Here is a 23,271-nt window from a genome sequence, read left to right on the forward strand (position 1 = left end):
GACTGCACCATCAATCCCGCTATGCAGGCCCCGCCGGTTCGGCCACGCCATGGCGGACCTTTTCGAGGTGTTTTTCCTTGTTGAGCCATTCCTGCGCATCGGCCGACTGGAACATTTCCAGGTCTTCCTCATGGTCGCTCACCGGCGTCAGGGCCGTGTCGGTATAGGCATGTTTGTTGGGGTCTTTCTCCACCCGGCGATAGACCATGCCGAAGCGCAGATACAGCTGGGCCCAGCGGAACAGCTTGAGCGCCGTCTCGCCCCAATAGCGCGGATAGAATATGAGCGGATGCTCGAGACCCAGTTCGGGCCGCCGCGCATGGCGGAACTTGAGGCGAACGCCACCGCCCTCCAGCGGATGCACACCCTCGATCTTCACCGAGCCGACGAACCAGGTGACGAGGAAGAGGATATTGGATGCCGCAATCCCGCTGGCGATCGCCCGGCGCATGATCGTCTCGACATGTTCGGGCGTGTAGTAGCGGTCCCAGGCATGGGCATAGATGCCCTCCCACTGCTCCCGGCTCATGATCGGATGAGCCGTGGTCATGTGGTTGAGGTCATATTTGTTGAGATCGGCATCCATGGCGACGCCCGCCCGGTGCAGCTTCTGGTGATCCTCCGAGCCCGGCAATGGCGTCAGGAAGAAGAATTCGAGAATATCGACCGGCAGCTCGCGCTTGATGACGTCGATGTCATGCATGATCCGCTCGGGCGTATCGCCGGGAAAGCCCAGGATATAGCCGGCATAGGTGATGACGTGATGCGCCTTCCAGGCCAGCAGCATGGTGCGGTATTCGGTGATCTTGTTCTGCTTCTTCTTGGCGCCCATCAGGTTGGCCGGATTGACGTTCTCCAAGCCGATGAACACGCGCTTAACCCCCGCGCGTGCGCATTTTTCCACGAAATTTTCGATCTTGTGGCAGAGCGTGTCGACCTGGATGATGAAGTTGAAGTGGAGCTTCTCCACCTCCCGCATATGGATCAGCCGATCCATGATCGGCTCCCAATCCTTGTTGCGGGCGAAATTGTCGTCGGTGATGAAGAAGCGGTAGACGCCCTGCGCCAGGTTGGCCCGCACGATCTTCTCGATGTCATCGGGCGACCGCCGCCGTGACTTGCGCCCCTGCACATTGATGATGGTGCAGAACGAGCATTGGTAGGGGCACCCCCTGCCCGCGTCGAAGCTGGTGAGGTTGTAGGCCGTCTTGCCCACATGCCCGGCCGGCATGAAGGGCACCGGCGTATCCTCGATGCCCGGCAGGTCATTCATGAAATTGTAGAGCGGCTTGAGCGCCCCCGCATTGGCGTCGCGCAGCACCTCTTCGAGCCGCCCCTCCGCCTCTCCGGCAAACAGCGATATGCCCAGCGCCTGCGCCTCCTTGAAGCGCGCATCTTCGCCATTGAGCATGGAGATGACGCCCGAGACGTGAAAGCCGCCAATGCCCACCTGGATGCCGCGCGCACGCAGCGGGCGGGCAATATCGAGGGCGCGCGGAAACTGGTTGGACTGCACCCCGACCAGCATGACCATGCCGATATCGGCCGCCTCGACGTCCCGCGCGATGCGGTCGACATGCACCTCGGTATTGGTCTCGTCCATGGCGTGGACGGTAATCTCGGTATCCGGTCCCAACACCTGCCGGTCGATGCAGTCCTGCGTCAGGCCGTAGACAGCCGCCAGCGAATTGGAAGGGATGGGAGATTTCCACCACTGGATCACATAACCGTCGTCGTCATAGTGCGACGGCTTGATCAGGTAGAGACAGAATTTGCGCGTAGTCGCCGCCATAGATCACCCACGGTTGAAGGAGTCTGGACAGAAGACGCTGCGCGAAGACTAGCCTCGTTGCCTCCGGAATGAAAGACGGTGAAATCCGGCAAGGCCGGTGAAAAAGAACGGGGGCCCCGAAGGACCCCCGCCGCAACGTTCAAGGGAGAACGTAACTGGTTTAGTTCTTGGCCTTGTCGACTAGAGCGCCGGCCTTGATCCAGGGCATCATGTCGCGCAGCTTGGCGCCGACTTCCTCGATCTGGTGCTCGTCATGCAGGCGACGCGTGGCCTTGAAGCGCGAACCGCCGGCCTTGATCTCCTGCATCCACTCGGCAGTGAACTTGCCCGACTGGATGTCGTACAGCACGCGCTTCATTTCGGCCTTGGTTTCCGACGTGATGATGCGCGGGCCGGTGACATATTCACCCCACTCGGCCGTGTTGGAGATCGAGTAGTTCATGTTGGCGATGCCGCCCTGGTAGATCAGGTCGACGATCAGCTTCACTTCATGCAGGCACTCGAAATAGGCCATTTCCGGTGCATAGCCGGCTTCCACCAGCGTCTCGAAACCGGCGCGGATCAGCTCGACCAGACCGCCGCAGAGCACGGCCTGCTCGCCGAACAGGTCGGTTTCGCATTCTTCGCGGAAGTTGGTTTCGATGACGCCCGAACGGCCGCCACCAACGCCCGAAGCATAGGCCAGCGCGATGTCATGGGCATTGCCCGATGCGTCCTGGTGCACGGCGATCAGGCACGGCACGCCGCCACCCTTCTGGTATTCGCCACGCACGGTGTGACCCGGGCCCTTGGGGGCGATCATGATCACGTCGACGGTCGACTTGGGCTCGATCAGGTTGAAGTGGACGTTGAGGCCGTGGGCGAAGGCCAGCGCCGCGCCGTCGCGGATATTGGGCTCGATATGCTGCTTGTAGATGTCGGCCTGCAGCTCGTCGGGGGTCAGCATCATGATGACGTCGGCCCACTTGGCGGCGTCGGCAACCGACATGACCTTGAGGCCTTCGCCTTCGGCCTTCTGCGCCGAGGGGGAGCCGGGACGCAGGGCGACGACGACGTCGGTGACGCCCGAGTCACGCAGGTTCAGCACATGGGCATGGCCCTGGCTGCCGTAGCCGACAATGGCGACTTTCCTTGATTTGATGATGTTGAGATCGGCATCACGATCATAATAAACGCGCATGGGTTTCTCCCTGGAACTGCAGTGTTATGGGTTGGCTTTCGCCCCATAGAGGGCGAAGAACTGGTCGGTCGCGGCCTTGACGTCGGCTTCGATATTGGCCTCGATATTGGATTGGGTGAGCGACTTGTCGCCCAGCAGCAGCCGGATCTGCACGTCGCGCACGACCAGGCCGAAAAAGGTGCGGTAGGCATCTTCGCTCGACGTGAAGCGCAGCAGTCGCGCATCGCGCCCGGCTTCGAGAATGGGCTTGAGGCGCCGGCGGATGGCCAGCGGGCCATTCTCGAGCACGATGATGCCCAGGCTATCCTTTTCCTGCGCCGCATGCGTTACCGCGGTGCGGTTGAGCGTGACGGATACTTCCCCGGTGATCACGGTCAGCAGGTCGCGGGCAAACTGCTCGATGCTGAGGCGCAAGGCCTTGGCGTTGAGATGGGAGCGATCGACCACCGGCATGCGCACCTTGGCCGCCTGCCACTGCACCGTGGCGGTCAACAGCCCGTCGCGGTCGCCGAACCACTTGTAGAGCGTTTCCTTGCTGCACGAGGCACGGCGCGCGACGGCTGTCATGGTAAGGCCTTCGCCGTTTTCGACGAGCAGGTCCAGCGCCGCGGTCAGCACTGCCTGCTGGCGCGGGGTGAACGTCTCTTCGTTGACCTTGATGGTCAGGGGCACGGCATCGCCTCGGGTCGCGGCCGAACGGTTTCGGCCAATTTCGCCCGCAGGCGTACCGTACGGTACGGTTCGATGCAAGTGCTATTTGTCAGCCGCAGATGACCCAGCCGCCGCGGCGGTGGGATTCGAACATGGCGTGTACGGCCTGCTCGACAATCAGCCCCGTGCTGAAATCGATCACGCGGGCGCTGGCCCCACTGATGGCGTTCAGCAGCTCATGGCACTCGATGATCTTGAGATCGTTGAAGCCAAGCCCATGGCCGGGCGCGGGAATGAACCGGTCATAGGGCCGATGCTGCGGGCCCGCCAGGATCGTGCGGAAGCCCTGCTCCGTGCTCCGATCACTGGCCGTATAGAGCTGCAATTCGTTCATGCGCTCCTGATCATAGACGATCGAGCCCTTGCTGCCGAAGATCTGCAGCACAATGCGCCCCTTCCGTCCCCAGGCCGAGCGATTGAGCGCCATGACGCCGCTGATATCCGAACCCACTTCGAACAATACACTGGCCGTATCGAAGGTCTCGACTGCTCGCCGCGGACCCTCCCTGGTCGGCCGGTCTGCATAGGGCTTGGACAGGTGCGCGAATACCCTGGTTACCGGCCCGAACAGCACCTGCAGCAGGCTTAGCGGGTGCACGCCGAAGTCGTCCAGTGCGCCGTAGCCTGAGCTTGCTTCGCTTTTCCAGTAGAACAGGGCTTCCGGATCGGCCATGAAATCCTCATCCATTTCAAGGCGCACATGGTTGACGGTGCCGATGGTGCCATCGGCCAGGATCGTACCGATCTGCCGGATCAACGGGTTCTGGATGTAGTTGTAGCCCAGCACGGCGACCTTGCCCGAGGCCCCGGCCGCCGCCGCCATGCGCTCGGCGTCAGCCAGCGCCACGGCCATCGGCTTTTCGCACCAGACATGCTTGCCCGCCTCGAGCGCTGCTATGGCCATTTCGGCGTGATAGGCATTGGGCGTGGTTACCGACACCACATCCACATCCGGGTCGGCGATCAGGTCGCGCCAGTCCCCAGTTGCCTTGGCAAAACCGAACTCGTCGGCCTTCTGTCGGGCAAGCTCTTCATTCACTTCGGCAAGATGGACCAGGACGGGCCGGGGGCCATCGCCGAAAACGGCCTTCACCCCATTCCACGCCAGCGCGTGACACTTGCCCATATATCCGGTGCCGATAAGGCCTACGCCGATGGCTGACTGCATTCACCACTCCCCTGCCGATACGATGCATAATCCATCCGCATGGCGACCGGAACAGGCTTCCAGGCGGCCTTCGGAATTCGGCGACTCGTGCGATAGGTCCCCTGACCACGATTCCACAATTGGAACGAACATTCCACGTTGACGAATAGTCGGAACCTATGTTTCATAATGCCCACCAGCACGCCAGCAGCATGCTCGCGACTTGCCGGCAGCATGCCGGTGGTTTGCAGGCACCGAGCTGCGTGTGGATGATTGCATATCGGCTCAAGGCCACATGGGAGGATCGCTGTGACGAATGCGCACCCCGATGACGGGGCGAAACCCCTCGATGTCATCACCATCGGCCGCGCTTCCGTCGATCTCTACGGCCAGCAGATCGGCACGCGCCTGGAGGATATCGGCAGCTTCGCCAAATCGGTCGGCGGCTGCCCCACCAATATTGCCGTGGGGACGGCCCGGCTCGGCCTTAAGTCGGCGCTGATCACCCGCGTTGGCAACGAGCAGATGGGCCGCTTCATCCGCGAGCAGCTCGACCGCGAGGGCGTTGAGACGGCTGGCATCGCCACCGACCCGGATCGGCTGACCGCGCTGGTGCTGCTGTCGGTCGAGGCCGAAGGCGTCTCGCCGATGATCTTCTACCGCACCGATTGCGCCGACATGGCGCTCGACGAGAGCAATATCGACGAAGCCCTGATCGCCTCGGCCCGGGCCATCGTCGTCACCGGCACGCATTTTTCCCGTCCGAACAGCGAAGCAGCGCAGAAGAAGGCCATCCGCCTCGCCAAGGCCAATGGCGCCCGCGTCGCCTTCGATATCGATTATCGCCCCAATCTGTGGGGCCTGGCCGGGCACGATGCCGGCTTCTCGCGCTATGTGGCGTCCGACATCGTCTCGCAGAAATACCAGTCTGTGCTGCCCGATTGCGACCTCATCGTCGGCACCGAAGAGGAAGTGCTCATCGCCTCCGGGCAGGCCGACCTTCTCTCCGCGCTCAGGACCATCCGCTCCCTGTCCTCCGGGACGATCGTCCTGAAGCGCGGCCCCATGGGCTGCATCGTCTATGACGGTCCCATTCCGGACGACCTCGAGCACGGCATTGTCGGCAAGGGCTTTCCCATCGAGGTCTACAACGTGCTCGGCGCCGGCGACGCCTTCATGAGCGGCTGGCTGCGCGGCTGGCTCAAGGGCGAGCCGCATGCCACCAGCGCCACCTGGGCCAATGCCTGCGGCGCCTTCGCCGTTTCCCGCCTGCTCTGCGCGCCGGAATATCCGAGCTGGATCGAACTCAACTATTTCCTCGATCACGGCAGCTCCGAACGCGCCCTGCGCAAGGACCCCGAGCTCAACCATCTGCACTGGGCCACAAACCGCCGCCGGGAAATCCCCAGCCTCATGGCTTTGGCCATCGACCATCGCAGCCAGCTCGAAGACCTGGCCAATGGCGATGCCGGGCTGCTGGCGCGCATCCCTGCCTTCAAGACGCTGGCCGTCAAGGCCGCGTCGCGCGTCGCCAATGGCCGCCCTGGCTTCGGCATGCTGATCGACGACAAATATGGCCGCGACGCCCTGTTCGCGGCCGGCGCCGAAAAGGATTTCTGGATCGCCAAGCCGATCGAACTGCCCGGCTCGCGGCCGTTGCAATTCGAATTCAGCCAGGACCTCGGCTCGCGGTTGATCGACTGGCCGGTCGACCACTGCATCAAGGTGCTGTGCTTTTATCACCCCGACGATCCGGCCGAGCTCAAGCGCGTCCAGCTCGACAAGCTCCGCACCGCCTATGAAGCGGCCCGCAAGGTGGGGCGCGACATCCTGATCGAGATCATCGCCGGCAAGCATGGGGCGCTGGGCGAGGACACGATCGCCCAGGCCCTGCGCGAGGTCTATGACGCCGGCATCAAGCCCGACTGGTGGAAGCTCGAACCGCAGGCCAGCCGATCGGCCTGGGCCGCCATCGACCAGGTGATCGAGGCGCGCGACCCCCATTGCCGCGGCGTGGTGCTGCTGGGCCTCGAGGCCAGCCATGACGTGCTGGAGGCCGGCTTCACCGCCGCGCGATCGTCCCGCACCGTCAAGGGCTTTGCCGTCGGCCGCACCATCTTTGCGGAGTCGGCAAAGGCCTGGCTTGCCGGTACAATCAGCGACGAGGATGCGGTCGCCGACATGGCGCGCAAATTCGGTGCACTGGTAGACGTCTGGGAGCGGCTGGGAGACAGCAAGGCGGCTTAGGGCGCTGCCACCCCGCTCGATTCAACGGACTTAGCTTAAGCTAAGTCCCATCTCGCGCCCCTCCCCACAAGGGGGAGGGAGGCGAAAGAGCCGATGGCTCAGTAATTTTTGAGGTACAAAGCCATGAGCCAAAAAACAATCCGACTGACGATGGCCCAGGCCGTGGCCCGGTTCCTCACCATGCAGAAGACCGAGATCGACGGCGAGATCGTGCCGATCTTTGGCGGTGTGTTTGCCATTTTCGGCCACGGCAACGTGGCCGGGGTGGGCGAAGCGCTGCACGGCATCAAGGATGTGCTGCCCACCTATCGCGCGCAGAACGAGCAGGGCATGGCCCATGCCGCCATCGCCTATGCCAAGGCCAGTTTCCGCCGCCGCTTCATGGCCTGCACGACTTCGATCGGGCCGGGCGCGCTCAACATGGTCACCGCTGCCGCGCTGGCGCATGTCAACCGCCTGCCGGTCCTGCTGCTACCCGGCGATGTCTTCGCCAACCGCCTGCCCGACCCGGTGCTGCAGCAGATGGAGGATTTCGGCGACGGGACGGCAACGGTCAATGACTGTTTCAAGCCGGTCAGCCGCTATTTCGACCGCATCACCCGCCCCGAGCAGATCATTCCGGCCCTGCGCCGCGCCATGGCCGTGCTGACCGACCCCGCCGAATGCGGCCCGGTGACGCTGAGCCTCTGCCAGGACGTGCAGGCCGAGGCCTATGACTATCCCGAGAGCTTTTTCGAGGAGAAGGTCTGGTCCATTCGCCGCGTCATGCCCGACGCCAATGAATTCGCCGCGGCCGCCACGGCACTGCTGCAGGCCAAGAAGCCGGTGATCATTGCCGGGGGCGGCGTGCTCTATTCGGAAGCCAGCCAGGCGCTGCGCAGCTTTGCCGAGCGCTATGGCGTGCCGGTGCTGGAAACCCAGGCCGGCAAATCCAGCCTGCCGCACGATCACAAGCTCAACATGGGCTCGGTGGGCGTCACCGGTACCTCCGCCTCGAACACGCTGGCCGAGGAGGCCGATGTGGTGCTCGCCATCGGCACGCGCCTGCAGGATTTCACCACCGGCTCCTGGGCCCTGTTCAAGAATGACGACCTCAAGATCGTCGGGCTCAATGTCCAGCCCTTCGACGCGCACAAGCACCGCGCTTTGCCGCTGGTCGCCGACGCCCGGGCCGGCCTCGAAGCCCTCAACCAGGCATTGACCGGCTGGCAGGCCGATACGGCCTGGACCGACAAGGCCTCCGCGGGCAAGGAGCAATGGCTGATGGCTGCCGACAGGGCCACCGCCACCACCAATGCCGAACTCCCCTCCGACGCCCAGGTGATCGGCGCCGTGCAGCGTGCCCGCGAGAATGCCACGCTGGTCTGTGCCGCGGGCGGCCTGCCGGGCGAATTGCACAAGCTGTGGAAGGCCCGCGGGCCGGGAAGCTACCACATGGAATATGGCTTCTCGACCATGGGCTACGAGATTGCCGGCGGGCTCGGCGTCAAGCTGGCGCGGCCGCAGGATGACGTGGTCGTCATGGTCGGCGACGGCAGCTACATGATGATGAACTCGGAAATCGCCAGCGCCATCATGCTCGGCGCCAAGCTGACCATCGTGCTGCTCGACAATGCCGGCTATGGCTGCATCAACCGGCTGCAGATGGCCACCGGCGGCGCCAACTTCAATAACCTCCTGGCCGACACGCACCACGTCACCCTGCCCGGCATCGACTTCGCGGCCCATGCCGCAGCGATGGGCGCGGTATCGCGCAAGGTGAGCTCCATCGCCGAGCTGGAAACGGCGCTGCAGGAAACCGAAAGCGTCGAGCGGACCACGGTCATCGTCATCGACACCGATCCGCTGATCACCACCGACGAGGGTGGCCACTGGTGGGATGTGGCCGTGCCGGAGGTGAGTGACCGGCCGCAGGTGAATGCGGCGCGCGAAGCCTATGTAAAGGCGCTGAAGGCGCAGCGGGCGGGGTAAGTAAGACCCCCTCACCCGTCTCGGCCTTCGGCCGATCCACCCTCTCCCACGAGGGGAGAGGGGCGGCTCCCAGTTTTAGTCTAGCACCCGAGTCCCCTTCTCCCCTCGTGGTAGAAGGTGCCCGAAGGGCGGATGAGGGGGCCGCGAAATCGAAGAATGTTCAGGAGCATAAATTGAAAGCCAAACTCGGCATGTCGCCCATCGCGTGGTGGAACGACGATCTGGTGGAACTGAGCGACGACGTCTCGCTGGAGGAATGCCTGCGCCAGTCGCGTTCGGCCGGCTTCACCGGCATGGAAAAGGGCCGCCGCTTCCCCGATGATCCGGCGGTGATGCTGCCCATCCTCAAGGCTGCGGACGTGACGCTGTGCGGCGGCTGGTTTTCCGGCACGCTGGTCGATGAGGATCTGGCCGCCAACCAGGCGCGCATCCAGCCGATGATCGAGCTGTTCAAGGCGGTCGACGCCCCCTGCATCGTCTATGGCGAGGTGGGCCGCTCCATCCAGGGCCGGCGCGATATCCCGCTCGCGCAGAAGCCCAGGCTCTCCGACGACGAGATGAAGGCCTATGCCCGCAAGGTCACCCAGTTCGGCGAATGGTGCGCCGAGCAGGGCATGCCCCTCTCCTACCACCACCACATGGCCGCCGTGGTCGAGACCGAGCCGGAGCTCGACGCCTTCATGCGCCATTCCGGCGAGGGCATCCCGCTGCTGCTCGATGCCGGCCACCTGGCCTTTGCCGGCGGCAATGTGCTGCGCGCCATCGACAACCACCACGCCCGTATCAACCACGTGCATGTCAAGGACGTCCGCATGGACGTCATCAACAAGCTCGACCGGACCAGGCAGTCCTTCCTAGATGCCGTGGCGCTGGGCGCCTTCACCGTGCCGGGCGATGGCTCGCTGGATTTCGCCGCCATCGTGCAGAAATTCGCCGACTATGGCTATGAGGGCTGGTTCGTCGTCGAAGCCGAGCAGGACCCCAGGCCCAATCCGCCGCTCAGAATGGCGCAGGTCGGCTACCAGGAGCTGATGCGCGTCATGACGGCTGCGGGCTATACCGTCGAGACGCAGGGCTTTCCGAAAGGGTGAGACGGGGCGCCGTCCTGTGCTAGGGATGCGCGCAACGACCTATTCGTTCGAGGGGAAACCGATGGCACTCAAGCAGAATGACCTCACCTGGTTCCGGCCGATGTGGCGACGCGTCGCCGTGGCCGTGTTCCTGACGGCCTGGCTGGCCTGGGAGTTGCTCTGGAGCCGCGATACGTTCTGGGCGCTCCTGGTGGGCGCCGCCCTCGCCTATACCCTCTATAATTTCTTCTATGCCTTCCCCAAGGAGGATCCGGCCAATGAGCAAATCCAACCTCCGAATCCGCCCGAAGGGAACGACGGGTCAGGTTCATGACATCACCCCGGCCTCGGCCGGCTGGACCTATGTCGGCTTCGCGCTGCACAGGCTGAATGAAGGCGAACAGGCCGGCGGCGAAGCAGGCGAAAAGGAACTCTGCCTCGTGCTGGTCAGCGGCAAGGCACGGATCGCCGTCGACGGCCAGGATTTCGGCGAGATCGGCGAGCGCATGACGCCTTTCGAGGGCGCGCCCCATGCGGTCTATGTGCCGATGGGCAGTTCGTGGACAGCCGAGGCCGCCACGCCGCTCGAGCTTGCAGTCTGCGCGGCGCCCGGTGGGGGCGACTACAAGGCGCATGTCATTGCCCCCGGCCGCCATCCGCGCATCACCCGTGGCAAGGGCGCCAATGTGCGCCATGTCTACAACATCATGCCCGAAGATGACGGCGCGGCCCATTCGCTCCTCGTGGTGGAGGTCATCACCCCGCAGGGCAATACCTCGTCCTATCCGCCGCACAAGCATGACCAGGACAACCTGCCGCATGAGAGCATGCTGGAAGAGACTTACTTCCACCGCCTCAACCCGCCGCAGGGCTTTGCCATGCAGCGCGTCTATACCGATGACCGCAGCCTCGACGAAGCGCTGGTGATCGAGGATGGCGACGTGACGCTGGTGCCCAGGGGCTACCACCCGGTGGCGACCACGGCGGGCTATGATCTCTACTATCTCAACGTCATGGCGGGTCCCAAGCGGGTGTGGAAGTTCCACAATGCCGCCGAGCATGAATGGCTGTTGCAGTAGCAGCCTGCCCTGCGCCGGAATACGAAAAGGCAGCCCCGAAGGCGGCCTTTTGCTTGATCGGGTCAGTCCCCCACCACGACCGGCGTGGCAAAGGCTGCGGCCAGCGCCTCGGACATGGGGAAATGCAGGTTGACCCCGTGCGGCGGCACCGGCTGCATGAACCACTTTTCGTAGATCGGCTCGATCTCGCCCTTGGTATAGATCTCGAACAGCGCCGCGTTCACCGCATCGACAAAAGCCGCATCATCGCGCCGCAGCATGAGCCCATAAGGCTCGGGCGGGCCCAATGCGTCGCTGGAGAGGATGTACTGGCCCGGATCTGTTGCATTGGCAGCCATGGCCGCCAGCAGGATGCCATCCATGACAAAGGCCGAGACCCGCCCCGTCGCCATCAGGTCGAAGCCGGTTTCATGATCGGGCGTGGACATGACGGCGATGCTGAGGCCACGTTCGCGGCTGATGGCATTGAGACTGCTGATCACGGTGGTGCCTGAGGTGGAGGTCACCGTGCGCCCCTTGAGATCGGCCACGGCGCGCAGGCCGCCGGCCTTGAGCGCCACGAACTGGACCGCCGTCATGAAATGGGGATAGCTGAAGGCCACGCTGTTGCGTCGCTCGGCATTGTTGGTGCTGGCCACGCATTCAATGTCGATATCGCCATTCTTGAGCAGGGCGACTCGGTCGCTGGTCGTGCGCCGCACATAGGCGATCTTGAGCTCCGCCAGGCCCAGCTGCTGCTGCAGCCGTTCGGCGACGCGGCCGCACAGGTCGATTGAATAGCCGATGATGCTTTCATCGGCATCGAGATAGGAAAACGGGGCGGAATCGGCGCTATAGCCGATGCGCAGCGTGCCGGTCTCGACGATGCGGTCCAGCGTCGAGATCGGCGCCTGGCCGCTGGCAGCGGTGACCGGCGCGAGCATCAGCAGGGCGCCCAGGCAAGTTTTGGCAATCCAGCTTCGCGCCATCATTCCAGATACTCCACGGGTGTGCGGAACGCGGCCGCCAGGTCGGGCGACAGCGGCAGGTTGAGATTGGCGCCATGGGGCGGGATGGGCGAGGTGAACCACTTGGCGTAGATGGCCTCGATTTCGCCGCTGGTATAGATCGCCGCCAGCGTCTCGTTGACCAAGGTCTTGAAGGCGCTGTCGCCATGCTTGAGCAACAGGCCATAGGGCTCCGGCTGGCTCAGCGTATCGGTGGACAGCACATAGACCGAAGGATCCGGTGTCTCGGCGACCATGGCGGCCAGCAGGATGCCGTCCATCACGAAGGCCGAGGCGCGCCCGCTCACCACAAGGGCGAAGGCATCCTCGTTGCTCTTGGTCGGCAGCACGGCGATGTTGAGATTTTGCGCCCGGTTGAGGGCGTTCAGCTGATCGATATTGACCGTCCCCGACGCCGAAGCGACCGAGCGCCCCGCCAGATCGGCAATGCCGCCGATATTGTCGGCCCGCCGGGAGACGAAATGGGTCGCGGTCATGAAATGGGGATAGGAATAATCCACCAGCGCCCGCCGCTCGGCATTGTTGGTGGTGGCGGCGCATTCGAGATCGATCTGTCCGGTCTTGACCAGGATGAACCGCGTTGCAGGGGTGGCGACGACATAGTCGACAGCGATGTCCTCGCGCCCCAGTTGCGCACGCACGCGGTCAACGATCTTGAGGCAGAGATCGATGGAAAACCCCACCACCGCACCATCCGCATCCTGGAACGAGAAGGGCGGTTCGGCTTCGCGATAGCCGATGGCAATGACGCCGGTCTCGGCGATCTTGGCCAGCGTCCCATCCAGCGCCGCGGGCTCGCCAGCAGCGGGCAGTGCCATGGCCAGGAGCAGCGACAGCGCCGGGATCATGCGGTTCATAGCGTGCCTCCAACAAATGCAGTCAAATTCTGCGGGCAAATCCCTTGAGGATTTGCCGAAACTTGCCGACAAATTTGATCAACTTGATGCATGTCCCCGCCCCCGTTTGTCGGCCCGCGCCCGATCGGCAATCGGATTGGCCAGGTCGATCTCGCCGATGGGCAGCGGCCGGCCGAAATAATAGCCCTGCATATTGGTGCAGCCCGCCGCCTGCAGAATGGTGAACTGGTCCGCCGTTTCGACGCCCTCGGCGGTCACGTCCACGTCGAGCCCGCGCGCCAGGCCGGTGATCGCCGCCACGATGGCGCGGCAGTTCTGCTGGCTGGTCAGGTTGGCGACGAAACTGCGGTCGATCTTGATCTTGCTGAAGGGCAGGCTCACCAGGTTGCTCAGCGAGGCATAGCCGGTGCCGAAGTCGTCCAGCACGATGGCAATACCCCTGGCCCGCAGGGCGCCCAGCGTGGCAATGCTCTCCGCGCCGGCGAGGACGACCGTCTCGGTCACTTCCAGCTCCAGCCGCGCCGCAGGCAGACCCGACGTCTTGAGCGCGCGCTCGACCGCGCTGACGAGGCCCGCCTTCTGGATCTGCGCCGGGGACAGGTTGACCGCCAGCGTATAGCACTTCGGCCAGAGCGCCGCGTCACTGCAGGCGCGGCCCAGGATCCACTCGCCCAGCGGCACGATCATCCCGGTCTCCTCGGCAAGGGGGATGAACTGGTCGGGCGGGACCATGCCACGCTGCGGGTGGCGCCAGCGCACCAGGGCCTCGAAGCCGCACGTGGCCATGGTCGCAAGGTTGACGATGGGCTGGTAATGCAGCTCGAATTCTTCCCTTTGCAGGGCCAGCCGCAGGTCAAGCTCCAGCGCGTGCTGGTCCTGCACGTCCATGTCCATGCCTTCTTCGAAGAAGTTGAATATCCCCCTCCCGGTGGCCTTGGAACGGTAGAGCGCCAGATCGGCTTTCTTGAGCAATTGCGTAGCTTCGGCGCCATGCATGGGCGCGCAGGCAATGCCGATACTTGTGCCAACGACCAGTTCAAGCCCATCGAGCACAATCCCCGAAGCGACAGCTTCCAGCAGGCGCGTCGCGAGCTTGCGGGCTTCCAGCAGCGGATTGCGCGAAACCGTCTGGATGATGGCGAATTCGTCGCCACCCAGCCGGGCGACGACATCCCTGGGCCCGACAACGGCAACAAGGCGATGCGCCGTGCTGATCAGGAGATTGTCGCCACTGGCATGGCCCAGCGTGTCGTTGATGGACTTGAACCGGTCGAGATCAAGCATGATCACATTGAAGCGCTGGCCAGTCTCCAGACCGGCCACCGCCTCTTCGAGAGTCTTCATCAGCAGGGCCCGGTTGGGCAGTCCGGTCAGCGGGTCGTGATGGGCCATGTGGGCCAGTTCCACGGCCATGTCGCGGATATCGCGCAGATGACCGCGCTCGACCACGGCCCCGCGCAGGGTCTCGATCGCCACGGCCAGATCGCCGATCTCATCCCGGCGGTTCTGGAATGGCGTCGGCATGTCGGTCTGTTCATTGGCAATGCGCAGCGTCGCACGGATCAGCGCCGGCACCGGCTTGAACAGCCGATTGGCGACCAGCGTGCCGACAATGGCAGCCAGCACCAGCACGACGACCAGCGCAATCAGCGAGTTGCGCAGCAGTTCACCGAGCGTGCGATTAAGGTCCGCCTCGCTGCCGATACTGGCGACCACGGCGCCCAGCACTTCGCCGCCGGGCCGGACAATGGGCAGCAGGCCCACATAGTGCCGCTCGCCACCGATCGTGGTGAAGCCGGTGGCAAAGTCGCCCGCGGCGCCGTCCGTTGCAAACAGGGCCGCATCAGGCGGCAGCATTTCCGCGTCGCCCGTTGCGGTGGCGGCAATCTGTTCGAAGGCGCCCCTGCCCTGATCGTAGCGGAATATCCAGGCGTCGTTCTTGGTCTGCGTGGCGATCAGCGCCAGCACGTCGCCGGGATTGAAGCCGGTATAGAGCACCGATTCATCATCCCCGATCGGCTTGTCGGTCATGATCCTGTTGATGTGGCCCGTCTCGTCCACGTCGACGGCGATATAGGTATAGATGTTGCGCAGCGTGGCGCTGGCGATCTGGGTGTTCATCCGGGCCTGATTGCGCCACTGCTCCAGCGCCGCCGTCGTGAACATCTGCCAGCCGACCAGCGCACCCAGCGCATAGGCGAAGACGACGCCGATCAGGAAGATCGAGGTGGTCTTGCCCAAAAGGGAGTTGCGCCAGGCGCGTGCCGGGACGCCCGGACCGGGCCGACCTGCCTTCCGGCCATCGGCAGTACCGGTCGCGAGGGATTTGGTGCCGTCTAGCTGTACCCGATCGCTCATTGCGCTGCGCGTTACGTCTCCAGCCGCCAGCTGGACGCTGCGGACAACCAAGTTGCCATGCAGTATCGGGCCAAAGACTTAAGATGGAGTCAGCGGATTCACTGCAGCGAGAGGGAGATATACTGGTTTGGAGGCCCTGCCAGATGGGTCAGGCCGTCTCCTGGTCCGTCGTGCCGACCGCCGGCTGCGTGGCCGGTCCGCGATCCTTGAGGACGGTGGCGCGCACCGCCGCGATTGGCTCGGGTCGCCCGAACAGGAAGCCCTGACCGATATCACAGCCCGTATGCTCCAGCAGTTGCACCTGCTTGGGGCTTTCAATGCCCTCGACGATGACCTTGGCGCCCAGTTCCTTGGCCATGACGAGAATGGCCTGGATGATGGCGAGGCCAAGCGTATCCTCATCCAGGTTCTGCAGGAAGCTGCGGTCGATCTTGAGCTCGTCCCAGCGAAAGGTGCTGAGATAGGACAGGGACGAAAAACCCGTGCCGAAGTCATCGAGCGCGATGGCAATGCCTCGGGAGCGCAGGCCTTCCAGCACTTCGATGACCCGCTTGGGGTTCACCATCAGCACCGACTCGGTCACTTCGAGCTTGAGCCGTTGCGCCGGCAGGCCGCTGGCCCGCAGCGCATTTTCGACCGTCTCGATCACCTCGCCCTGCATGATCTGGATGACCGAGAGGTTGACCGCTACGTGGATATCGTCAGGCAACAGCATGGCATCGCGGCACGCCTGCTCGATCATGTAGCGCCCGATATGGGCGATCTGGCCGGAGGCCTCGGCAATGGGAATGAACTCGGCGGGCGACACCGAGCCCAGCTCCGGATGCTGCCAGCGCGCCAGTGCCTCCACCCCGACGATGGCATTGCTGCGCAGATCCACCTGGACCTGGTAATTCGGTACGATCTCACCCCGCCCGATGGCGTCGCGCAAGGCATTTTCAAGCCGCAGCCGGCGCTCGACGCCCTGCCGCAGGGTGGCGTTGTAGAGGCCGACCGAACCCTTCTTGCTCACCTTCGCCTCGTTCTGGGCCAGGTCGGCATCGGCCATCAGCGTCATCGCGTCCCATCGCTGGTCCTCGGCCAGGGCAAGCCCCGCCGTGGCGCCGATGGTCACCTTGCCGCCATCGATGTCATAGGGCCGCGTGATGTCGGCCAGCACCTTTTCGGCAAACCCCTTGGCTTCCCGCGCGGTCCGCGGATAGGTCAGCACCACGAATTCATCGCCGCCCAGTCGCGCGACCAGGGCGCCCGGCTTGCCCCGGATGGCGGCCTCCAGCCGCTGGGCGACCTGAACCAGCAGCTTGTCCCCGAACACATGGCCCCAGGTGTCATTGACCAGCTTGAAGCCATCAAGATCGAGGGCAATAACCGCGAGCTGCTTGCCGTTGGGGACAGCGGTTTCCTCGTAGGCCACGAAGGCGTTCCGGTTGGGCAGGCCCGTCAGCGAGTCATGCCGCGCGACATAGGAGAAATTGTCCGCGGCTCGGCGTGCATCGGCATGGGCGCGCCGCAGGGAGCGATTCTGCAGCAGCAGCAGCACCAGCAGCAAGAGCCCGGCCCCCAGCAGCGTGACCACCAGATAGTTCTGCACCGCCTGCCGCTCAGTCAGCGTCTCGCGAATTTCAGCGGCCTTGCTGACGGCGGAGGTCGTCGCCTCGGCGCCGATCTGGTCGATCGCCGGCCCCACCGGGCGCCAGGCCTCGAGCAGCGCGGGCAGCGATTCCACCTGCGACAGGTCGGAAAACTCCGTCTCGAACGACTCCACGAGCAGTCGCAGCCGGTCGAACGTCTCCCGGTTGGCCGGAGAAGAATCGAGGAATTCCCGATAGCCGCCGACATCCCAGGAATCCAGGCGCCCGAGCAGGATCTGGTAGTAGAGCTCGGCACTCTCCGCGTCGGCCGGCAGCCGCAGGGCCGCATAGCGCGCCAGGTGAACTTCCAGTTGCGCCGCCTCGATGCGGCCATGCGCACCAATCCAGGACACGTCGAATCGCATGGACCGGCCGACCGCATCGGCAGAATCCTGCACGACCCGTGCGTGCAGGACTGCTGAAATGCCCAGCACGGCAACGATCACGAGCACCAATTGGCGAAACCACGCGAGTGGCAACATGGATGGCCAGCTTTCGAATTACTTGATGGTAATACGCCGAACCTGCCAAGCCGAGCGAGAATAATAGATATCGGCCTGCAATTCATCGAACTCATCGAATGGATAAATGATGAACAGGGGGCCTTTGTTGCGTACCGACATGTATTCCCCATCCTGTTTGAGCGCCAGGATGACCGGGTAGTCCATGAAGTCGCTGACCGGGATGGTGGTGCGGTAATCGTTGAGCGCCAGCACCTCGGCCACTTCGCCGGTCGCACCCACATGCTCGAGCAAGGCGCTCATGGGTACGCCCTCGAACTGCGGGGCGCCTTCATGCCAGGGCGTGCTCGTGGCGACCGACGCCGACCCGAGCGCTTCGAGCTGGGTGCGCGTCATGTCCACCGGCACGCCGCCAGAGATGGCGCCGTCAATGGTCAGAATAACGGGCTCGGATTGCGCTAGGGCCAGGCCCGGCACGAGGAACAGCACAAGTCCCAAGGCCATTGCGCGTAGAGTTGTACTCATATTCTTCTCCATATTGTTCAATATGTTACACAGCGACCGACGAATAAGTCATGAATCCGAACCATAAGAATTTCACGCGTGTGGAAATCAACTGAGCCATTGCTTGCTCAGCTATTTCGCCTGGACCTTCTGGACCTAAAGTGCGGCGTCGCCCATTGGCTGGCGACCGTCGCAGCGCATTCACCTCTGGGGCTCATCGCGGCGCTCGGATGGCCGTGGCGGCCGTGGTTCGGATTCCGAGCAGGCCAACGTTACGCGCATCGTATCAAGGGATGCTTACCCGGCTCCCAACAATCCTAATGATCCGCAGTCGGGCCCGTGGCAGCTTGCCCCCGGGTCAGGCGCCCGCCAGATGGGTGGCGAAAAATGCCAGCGTGGCTTCACGCATGCGCGGCGTTTCGCGATGGCCGATGCCGGGTTCGCTCACCAGTTGCAGAAGCGCCCCTGCCCCGTCATAGGCGGGTTCCAGTTCGGCCCAGGCCCGCGCCACCGCGGAAGGCGGCGTCAGGCTGTCCGCCTCCCCGATGCACACCAGTTGCGGACGCGGGGCGACTAGGGCGGCAATATTGCCCCCGTCGGCCTCCCTGAGCAGGCCCGGCACCGTCAGATAGATGCCATGCCCGTCATGCGCACCCAGCTCGATCATGGTGCGGAAATCGGCGAAGCAGCAGAGATGGGCCACTGCCGCAATGCGCTCATCCATGGCGGCCAGCCAGTAGCTGAGCACACAGCCCATCGAAATGCCGAAGGCGCCGATGCGCGCCGGATCCACATCGTCGCGACTGCAGAGATAGGTCAGCGCCGCCGCATGGTCGGACAGCATCTGCCCGAACAGGGACTGGCCATGCCACAGCAGCGCCTTTGCCGCGGCGCTCTCGGAGACCGTGGCGCGCTCGCCGAATACCGGCATGTCGATGCACAGCGTCACGTAGCCCGCCCGGGCAAAGGCCGGCCCCAGCGGGTCGACGAGATATTCCCTTCCGTCCAGCAGTTCCCGCGCGCCGATGGCATAGCCGCCGCCATGCGAGTGGCCATAAAGGATCGCCGGCAGGCGGCCCGCAGTGTCGGTGGGGCGGGTGAGAATGCCGCGCACCGCGACATCGCCCAGCCGCAGCACCAGATGCTCGACCACATGGTCGCCTGCCGGTTCGGCGCGGCGCGACACCAGCGCCACCTCGGGTTCGGCGAGGCCGATCAGTTCGCGAAAGCGCTGGCGGGTCAGGGACATGTGCGAATCCTTTGAAGTCGCACGACCCTAGACTCTGCCGTCATCCTGGAAAAGGCGCGCCGCGACCAGGCTCACAATCGCGCGACATGTGCCGACCGCAACACAGTGTTTAATCATCGGCACTTGCCGATAGAGCGCGAAGGATGCATCTATGCGCCAATCTTCCCGCCGAATAACGACAAGAGTATTTCATGTCCAAGCTGTTTACCCCGACCACCCTGCGCGGCCTGACCCTGCGCAACCGCGCGGTCGTCGCCCCCATGTGCCAGTATTCGGCGCAGGACGGCTTCGCCAATGACTGGCATCTGGTCCATCTCGGGCGCTTCGCCATTGGCGGCTTTGGCCTGGTGATCCTCGAAGCCACTGGCGTTACCGCCGAGGGCCGCATTTCCTATGCCGATCTGGGGCTGTGGAAGGACGAGCATATCGCCCCCCTCACCCGCATTGTCGATTTCCTGCACGCCCAGGGCGCCGCCGCCGGCATCCAGCTGGCCCATGCCGGCCGCAAGGCGTCGACTCCGGTTTCCTGGAATGACACCGCCAGGATGTCCGAGGCCGAGAAGGCCGCGGTTGGCTACCAGCACTGGACCCCGGTCGCGCCCAGCCCCATTGCCCACTCGCCCAGCGATGACAGCTTCCAGACCCCCACGGCGCTCGATGCCGCTGGCATTGCCGCCCTGATCGAGGCCTTCGTCGCCGCGGCGAAACGCGCCGACGCTGCCGGCTTCGATACGGTCGAAATCCACGCTGCCCACGGCTACCTGCTCAACCAGTTCCTGTCGCCGCTGGCCAATCACCGCACCGATCAATATGGCGGCAGCCGCGAGAACCGCATGCGCCTGGTGCTCGAGATCACCGCCGCCGTCCGCGCCGTCTGGCCCGCCGAAAAGCCGCTGCTGGTGCGCCTCTCGGTCAGCGACTGGCATCCCGATGGCTGGCAGGTCGAAGACAGCGTCGTGCTGTCGCGTGAGCTCAAGGCGCTGGGCGTGGACGCCATCGATTGCTCGAGCGGCGGCTTTGACGGCGCCAAGATCAACGCCGTCTCGAACTACCAGGTCCCCTTTGCCAAGGCCGTGCGCGACGGCGCTGATATCCCCACCATGGCCGTTGGCCTATTGGGCGACATCCACGGCGCCGAGGCCATCCTGGCCAATGGCGAGGCCGATTTCATCGCCCTGGCCCGCGGCGCGCTGGACGACCCCAACTGGGCCGTGCATGCCTATCACGAACTGGGCGGCACCGATTATGACCTCTGGCCGGTCCAGACCGACCGGGTGGCCAGCCGCGACCGCTCGCTGGGCCTGCGGGGCTACGCAGCGTCATAAATCGGTAACGCAACTTCCCCGAAACACCTTCGCGGCAACGCAAATTTGCCGCGATTGCTCCCCCACTCTTGCGCATCTTTAAAGAGTCACCAGATGAGCGGTGAACAGGGAGTCGTTTTATGGATACCAAGGCCGCAATCCTCGCCCTCATGAGTGTTTGGGGCGTCGGCACCTGCGTCACCCTGCCCGCCAATGCGCAGGAAGCCACCGACGCGGCCGAAGCGGGCGACGAGACGGCAAATCCGCTGCTCAACAAGGTCTGGATCCGCGCCGATGCCGATCCGGACCAGCCTGGCCCCATGCAGATCTTTCTCGGCGATGGCACGCTGGTCAGCGACAGCTGCTGGGAGACCTACCGGCTCTCGAAGTGGCAGCAGGTCTCGGACAGCGCCATCAGCTGGGACGAGGATGGCATGACCATCAATGCCGACATCACCAGCCTCAGCCCCACCGAGCTGGTGCTCAGCCTGAAGCTCGGCAGCGATGTTCTGGAGCAGCGCTTCGTGACCGCCGAAGTGCCCTATGTCTGCCCGGACATGGTGAAGTAGCTTCGCCGCGACCCGAAGGGGCAAATCGCTCCTGTGGAGCGATTTGAGCTAGAAGGCCCTGAGACCTATGGTCGAGTGGCGGTCAAAGCACCACCTGCGTCCCGATTTCCACGACGCGGCCGGTCGGAATATGGAAATACTCCGTCGCGTCGCTGGCATTCTTGGCGAGCCGGGTAAACAGCCGGTCCTGCCAGTAACGCAGCGGGCTGCCCGCTTTGGGGCCCGGCTTCAATGAGCGCCGCGACAGGAAGAAGGAAGTCGACATGATGTCGAACTTCCAGCCCAGCTTGCGGGCCAGCACCAGCGCCTTGGGGATATTGGGGCTCTCCATATAGCCGAAGGTCACGACCACCCGGCTGAACAGCTCGTTATAGGCATCGATGGTGACCTTCTCGTCGTCCGGCACGCGCGGCGAGGCCGAGGTGCGGACGGTCAGGATCACATTCTGCTCATGCAGCACCTTGTAGTGCTTGAGACTGTGCAGCAGTGCCGTCGGCGCGCCCTCGATGTCGCTGGTGAGGAACACCGCCGTACCGGGAACCAGCATGGGCTTTTTCTTGGCCAGGTTGTCGACGAGGAACTGCAGTGGCACCTCGTCGCGACGGGTCTTTTCGGCAAGCCGGCGCCGGCCAGCCATCCAGCTCCACATGATCAGGGATACTACCAGCGCAACCGCGGCCGGCACCCATCCGCCCTGGAACAGCTTGGCGACATTGGCCGCAAAGAAGCCGCCGTCGATCAACAGGAACATGAGCCCGAAGGCGATGACCGCGGCCGGATGCCACTTCCAGTTGCGCCACATCACCACGACAAGCAGCGACAGGGTAACGATCATCACGCCCGAGACGGCAATGCCATAGGCGTTTGAAAGCGCCTCTGAACTGCCGAAGGAGACCACCAGGACCAGCACGCCCAGCATGAGCATGGTGTTGATCTGCGGCATGTAGACCTGGCCGCTCTGGGTCTCGGACGTATGCTCCACCACCATGCGCGGCAGCATGTTGAGGGCGATGGCCTGCTGGGTGAGGCTATAGGTGCCTGAAATAACCGCCTGGCTGGCGATGATGGTCGCCATGGTGGCGAGGCCGACAAACGGCAGCAGCGCCCATTCCGGCTGCATTTCGAAGAACGGGCTCTGTACGTTGTGCACGCCCACTTCCAGCACGAAGGCGCCCTGCCCGAAATAGTTGAGCAGCAGGCATGGAAAGACCAGGCCGAACCAGGCCAGCACGATCGGCTTGCGGCCGAAATGGCCGAGATCGACATAGAGCGCTTCAGCGCCCGTCACTGCGAGGAAGATGGCGCCGACGACGACGAAGGCGATGCCGAAATGCGTCACCAGAAACTCGATGCCCAGATAGGGATTGAGCGCCCACAGCACGGCTGGATAATCGATGATGTGGACGAGGCCCGAAAACCCCAGGACCAGGAACCAGATGGCGGTGATAGGGCCGAACACGATCGATACCTTGGCCGTGCCGAAGCGCTGCACGAAGAAAATGCCCAGGATAATCACCAGGGTGATCGGCACCACCCAGCGTGCCATGCCCGGCGTCACCAGCTGCACGCCCTCGACCGCCGATAGCACCGAGATGGCAGGCGTGATGATGGCGTCGCCAAAGAACATGGCCGCCCCGATGACGCCGAGCACGGTGATCCAGATCGGTGGATTGGTGAAGGTCTTGCGCGCCAGCGCCATGAGCGAGAGCGTGCCACCTTCGCCATTATTGTCGGCGCGGGTGACGAAGAACACATATTTGACAGCAACCGTCAGGGTCAGGGCCCAGACGATGAGCGACAGCAATCCCAGCACTTCGGAGCTCGTTGCCGCCGCGCCCGGGCGGACCTGCATGGCCTGCCGGAAGGCGTAGATCGGGCTCGTACCAATGTCGCCATAGACCACGCCGATGGCGCCCATGATCAGCAGGGGCAGGTCTTTTGCGGAATGTGAGTGGCTGGTGTGGTCGCTCGCATCGACTCCGGCGGGAGATGCGCCGGCTGGGTTCGTCTGCGTCATAAACCTTGTGCTCTCTTGGTCGAAGGCGGGGGCCGCTATACACCCGGCAATCGTCACACACAACACCTTGCGGCCACAATGGGCAAAGCCAACAAGGGCCGCCCTTTCGGAGCGACC

The 23,271-nt window shown here is 63.9% G+C and carries 18 protein-coding genes; 7 read left to right on the forward strand and 11 right to left on the reverse strand.

Translation table 11 applies throughout. The features are described 5' to 3' along the window. Positions 1 to 19: 19 nt before the first annotated feature. The 4 genes from ACLI1C_RS12800 to ACLI1C_RS12815 form a co-directional block, all read right to left on the reverse strand. A complete protein-coding gene (locus ACLI1C_RS12800) occupies positions 20 to 1,792 on the reverse strand; it encodes a B12-binding domain-containing radical SAM protein (protein ID WP_411397348.1) in 1,773 nt (590 codons plus the stop codon). A gap of 160 nt (positions 1,793 to 1,952) precedes the next feature. Then, positions 1,953 to 2,972 carry a ketol-acid reductoisomerase gene (gene ilvC / locus ACLI1C_RS12805; RefSeq protein ID WP_411397349.1) on the reverse strand — a complete coding sequence of 340 codons (1,020 nt, stop codon included), beginning with the start codon at positions 2,970 to 2,972 and terminating at the stop codon, positions 1,953 to 1,955. 24 nt (positions 2,973 to 2,996) lie between these two features. Next, positions 2,997 to 3,644, reverse strand: a complete 648-nt coding sequence (locus tag ACLI1C_RS12810) for a TetR/AcrR family transcriptional regulator (protein ID WP_411397351.1) — start codon at positions 3,642 to 3,644, stop codon at positions 2,997 to 2,999. A gap of 88 nt (positions 3,645 to 3,732) precedes the next feature. Further along, on the reverse strand, positions 3,733 to 4,851 hold the full coding sequence (locus tag ACLI1C_RS12815) for a Gfo/Idh/MocA family protein (protein ID WP_411397354.1): 1,119 nt from the start codon (positions 4,849 to 4,851) through the stop codon (positions 3,733 to 3,735). A 288-nt stretch (positions 4,852 to 5,139) separates the two neighbouring features. On the opposite strand from ACLI1C_RS12815, the gene ACLI1C_RS12820 reads away from it, so the two are divergent. The 5 genes from ACLI1C_RS12820 to iolB all read left to right on the forward strand — a co-directional run bounded on the left by ACLI1C_RS12820 (position 5,140) and on the right by iolB (position 11,197). Further along, complete coding sequence (locus tag ACLI1C_RS12820) at positions 5,140 to 7,077, forward strand: bifunctional 5-dehydro-2-deoxygluconokinase/5-dehydro-2-deoxyphosphogluconate aldolase (RefSeq protein WP_411397356.1); 1,938 nt, start codon at positions 5,140 to 5,142, stop codon at positions 7,075 to 7,077. 123 nt (positions 7,078 to 7,200) lie between these two features. After that, on the forward strand, positions 7,201 to 9,048 hold the full coding sequence (gene iolD / locus ACLI1C_RS12825; protein WP_411397357.1) for a 3D-(3,5/4)-trihydroxycyclohexane-1,2-dione acylhydrolase (decyclizing): 1,848 nt from the start codon (positions 7,201 to 7,203) through the stop codon (positions 9,046 to 9,048). A gap of 173 nt (positions 9,049 to 9,221) precedes the next feature. Next, positions 9,222 to 10,139 (forward strand): myo-inosose-2 dehydratase, encoded by a 918-nt coding sequence (iolE, locus tag ACLI1C_RS12830; protein ID WP_411397360.1) that lies wholly within the window; start codon positions 9,222 to 9,224, stop codon positions 10,137 to 10,139. 61 nt (positions 10,140 to 10,200) lie between these two features. Further along, positions 10,201 to 10,452 (forward strand): hypothetical protein, encoded by a 252-nt coding sequence (locus ACLI1C_RS12835; RefSeq protein ID WP_411397362.1) that lies wholly within the window; start codon positions 10,201 to 10,203, stop codon positions 10,450 to 10,452. Then, positions 10,397 to 11,197 (forward strand): 5-deoxy-glucuronate isomerase, encoded by an 801-nt coding sequence (iolB, locus tag ACLI1C_RS12840; protein WP_411397364.1) that lies wholly within the window; start codon positions 10,397 to 10,399, stop codon positions 11,195 to 11,197. Before ACLI1C_RS12835 ends, iolB begins: the two co-directional genes overlap by 56 nt. A 62-nt stretch (positions 11,198 to 11,259) precedes the next feature. Here the strand turns inward: iolB and ACLI1C_RS12845 are convergent, their stop codons facing one another. The 6 genes from ACLI1C_RS12845 to ACLI1C_RS12870 form a co-directional block, all read right to left on the reverse strand. Further along, a complete protein-coding gene (locus tag ACLI1C_RS12845; protein ID WP_411397366.1) occupies positions 11,260 to 12,168 on the reverse strand; it encodes an amino acid ABC transporter substrate-binding protein in 909 nt (302 codons plus the stop codon). Continuing rightward, positions 12,165 to 13,061: an amino acid ABC transporter substrate-binding protein gene (locus ACLI1C_RS12850; RefSeq protein WP_411397367.1), complete on the reverse strand. Its 897-nt coding sequence runs from the start codon at positions 13,059 to 13,061 to the stop codon at positions 12,165 to 12,167. The genes ACLI1C_RS12845 and ACLI1C_RS12850 overlap by 4 nt, the downstream gene beginning before the upstream one ends. Before the next feature lie 78 nt (positions 13,062 to 13,139). Then, the gene (locus tag ACLI1C_RS12855) at positions 13,140 to 15,419 is read right to left on the reverse strand and encodes a putative bifunctional diguanylate cyclase/phosphodiesterase (RefSeq protein ID WP_411397369.1); all 2,280 of its coding nucleotides are present in this window, start codon (positions 15,417 to 15,419) and stop codon (positions 13,140 to 13,142) included. 148 nt (positions 15,420 to 15,567) lie between these two features. Next, positions 15,568 to 17,502, reverse strand: a complete 1,935-nt coding sequence (locus ACLI1C_RS12860; protein ID WP_411398326.1) for a putative bifunctional diguanylate cyclase/phosphodiesterase — start codon at positions 17,500 to 17,502, stop codon at positions 15,568 to 15,570. A 48-nt stretch (positions 17,503 to 17,550) separates the two neighbouring features. Beyond that, entirely contained in the window at positions 17,551 to 18,036 is a 486-nt protein-coding gene (locus ACLI1C_RS12865; protein ID WP_411397371.1) for a molybdopterin-dependent oxidoreductase, read from the reverse strand. A gap of 337 nt (positions 18,037 to 18,373) precedes the next feature. Further along, complete coding sequence (locus ACLI1C_RS12870; RefSeq protein ID WP_411397373.1) at positions 18,374 to 19,264, reverse strand: alpha/beta hydrolase family protein; 891 nt, start codon at positions 19,262 to 19,264, stop codon at positions 18,374 to 18,376. 191 nt (positions 19,265 to 19,455) lie between these two features. Between ACLI1C_RS12870 and ACLI1C_RS12875 the strand changes: the two genes are divergently transcribed. Beyond that, on the forward strand, positions 19,456 to 20,589 hold the full coding sequence (locus tag ACLI1C_RS12875; protein WP_411397375.1) for an NADH:flavin oxidoreductase/NADH oxidase: 1,134 nt from the start codon (positions 19,456 to 19,458) through the stop codon (positions 20,587 to 20,589). A gap of 119 nt (positions 20,590 to 20,708) precedes the next feature. After that, positions 20,709 to 21,137 carry a hypothetical protein gene (locus ACLI1C_RS12880; RefSeq protein ID WP_411397377.1) on the forward strand — a complete coding sequence of 143 codons (429 nt, stop codon included), beginning with the start codon at positions 20,709 to 20,711 and terminating at the stop codon, positions 21,135 to 21,137. Positions 21,138 to 21,219: 82 nt separating this feature from the next. On the opposite strand, the gene ACLI1C_RS12885 is transcribed toward ACLI1C_RS12880, so the two are convergent. Continuing rightward, positions 21,220 to 23,154 (reverse strand): potassium transporter Kup, encoded by a 1,935-nt coding sequence (locus ACLI1C_RS12885; protein ID WP_411397379.1) that lies wholly within the window; start codon positions 23,152 to 23,154, stop codon positions 21,220 to 21,222. Positions 23,155 to 23,271 lie beyond the last annotated feature (117 nt).

The organism is Devosia sp. XGJD_8 (assembly GCF_046614475.1).
In the GTDB taxonomy this organism is placed as follows: domain Bacteria; phylum Pseudomonadota; class Alphaproteobacteria; order Rhizobiales; family Devosiaceae; genus Devosia.

What these genes read in the sequence shown, in the direction of transcription:
- ACLI1C_RS12800 (WP_411397348.1), bottom strand. Translation starts at nt 1,792, where the DNA reads ATGGCGGCGACTACGCGCAAATTCTGTCTCTACCTGATCAAGCCGTCG.
- ilvC (WP_411397349.1), bottom strand. Translation starts at nt 2,972, where the DNA reads ATGCGCGTTTATTATGATCGTGATGCCGATCTCAACATCATCAAATCA.
- ACLI1C_RS12815 (WP_411397354.1), bottom strand. Translation starts at nt 4,851, where the DNA reads ATGCAGTCAGCCATCGGCGTAGGCCTTATCGGCACCGGATATATGGGC.
- iolD (WP_411397357.1), top strand. Translation starts at nt 7,201, where the DNA reads ATGAGCCAAAAAACAATCCGACTGACGATGGCCCAGGCCGTGGCCCGG.
- ACLI1C_RS12835 (WP_411397362.1), top strand. Translation starts at nt 10,201, where the DNA reads ATGGCACTCAAGCAGAATGACCTCACCTGGTTCCGGCCGATGTGGCGA.
- iolB (WP_411397364.1), top strand. Translation starts at nt 10,397, where the DNA reads ATGAGCAAATCCAACCTCCGAATCCGCCCGAAGGGAACGACGGGTCAG.
- ACLI1C_RS12845 (WP_411397366.1), bottom strand. Translation starts at nt 12,168, where the DNA reads ATGATGGCGCGAAGCTGGATTGCCAAAACTTGCCTGGGCGCCCTGCTG.
- ACLI1C_RS12850 (WP_411397367.1), bottom strand. Translation starts at nt 13,061, where the DNA reads ATGAACCGCATGATCCCGGCGCTGTCGCTGCTCCTGGCCATGGCACTG.
- ACLI1C_RS12855 (WP_411397369.1), bottom strand. Translation starts at nt 15,419, where the DNA reads ATGAGCGATCGGGTACAGCTAGACGGCACCAAATCCCTCGCGACCGGT.
- ACLI1C_RS12865 (WP_411397371.1), bottom strand. Translation starts at nt 18,036, where the DNA reads ATGAGTACAACTCTACGCGCAATGGCCTTGGGACTTGTGCTGTTCCTC.
- ACLI1C_RS12870 (WP_411397373.1), bottom strand. Translation starts at nt 19,264, where the DNA reads ATGTCCCTGACCCGCCAGCGCTTTCGCGAACTGATCGGCCTCGCCGAA.
- ACLI1C_RS12875 (WP_411397375.1), top strand. Translation starts at nt 19,456, where the DNA reads ATGTCCAAGCTGTTTACCCCGACCACCCTGCGCGGCCTGACCCTGCGC.
- ACLI1C_RS12880 (WP_411397377.1), top strand. Translation starts at nt 20,709, where the DNA reads ATGGATACCAAGGCCGCAATCCTCGCCCTCATGAGTGTTTGGGGCGTC.
- ACLI1C_RS12885 (WP_411397379.1), bottom strand. Translation starts at nt 23,154, where the DNA reads ATGACGCAGACGAACCCAGCCGGCGCATCTCCCGCCGGAGTCGATGCG.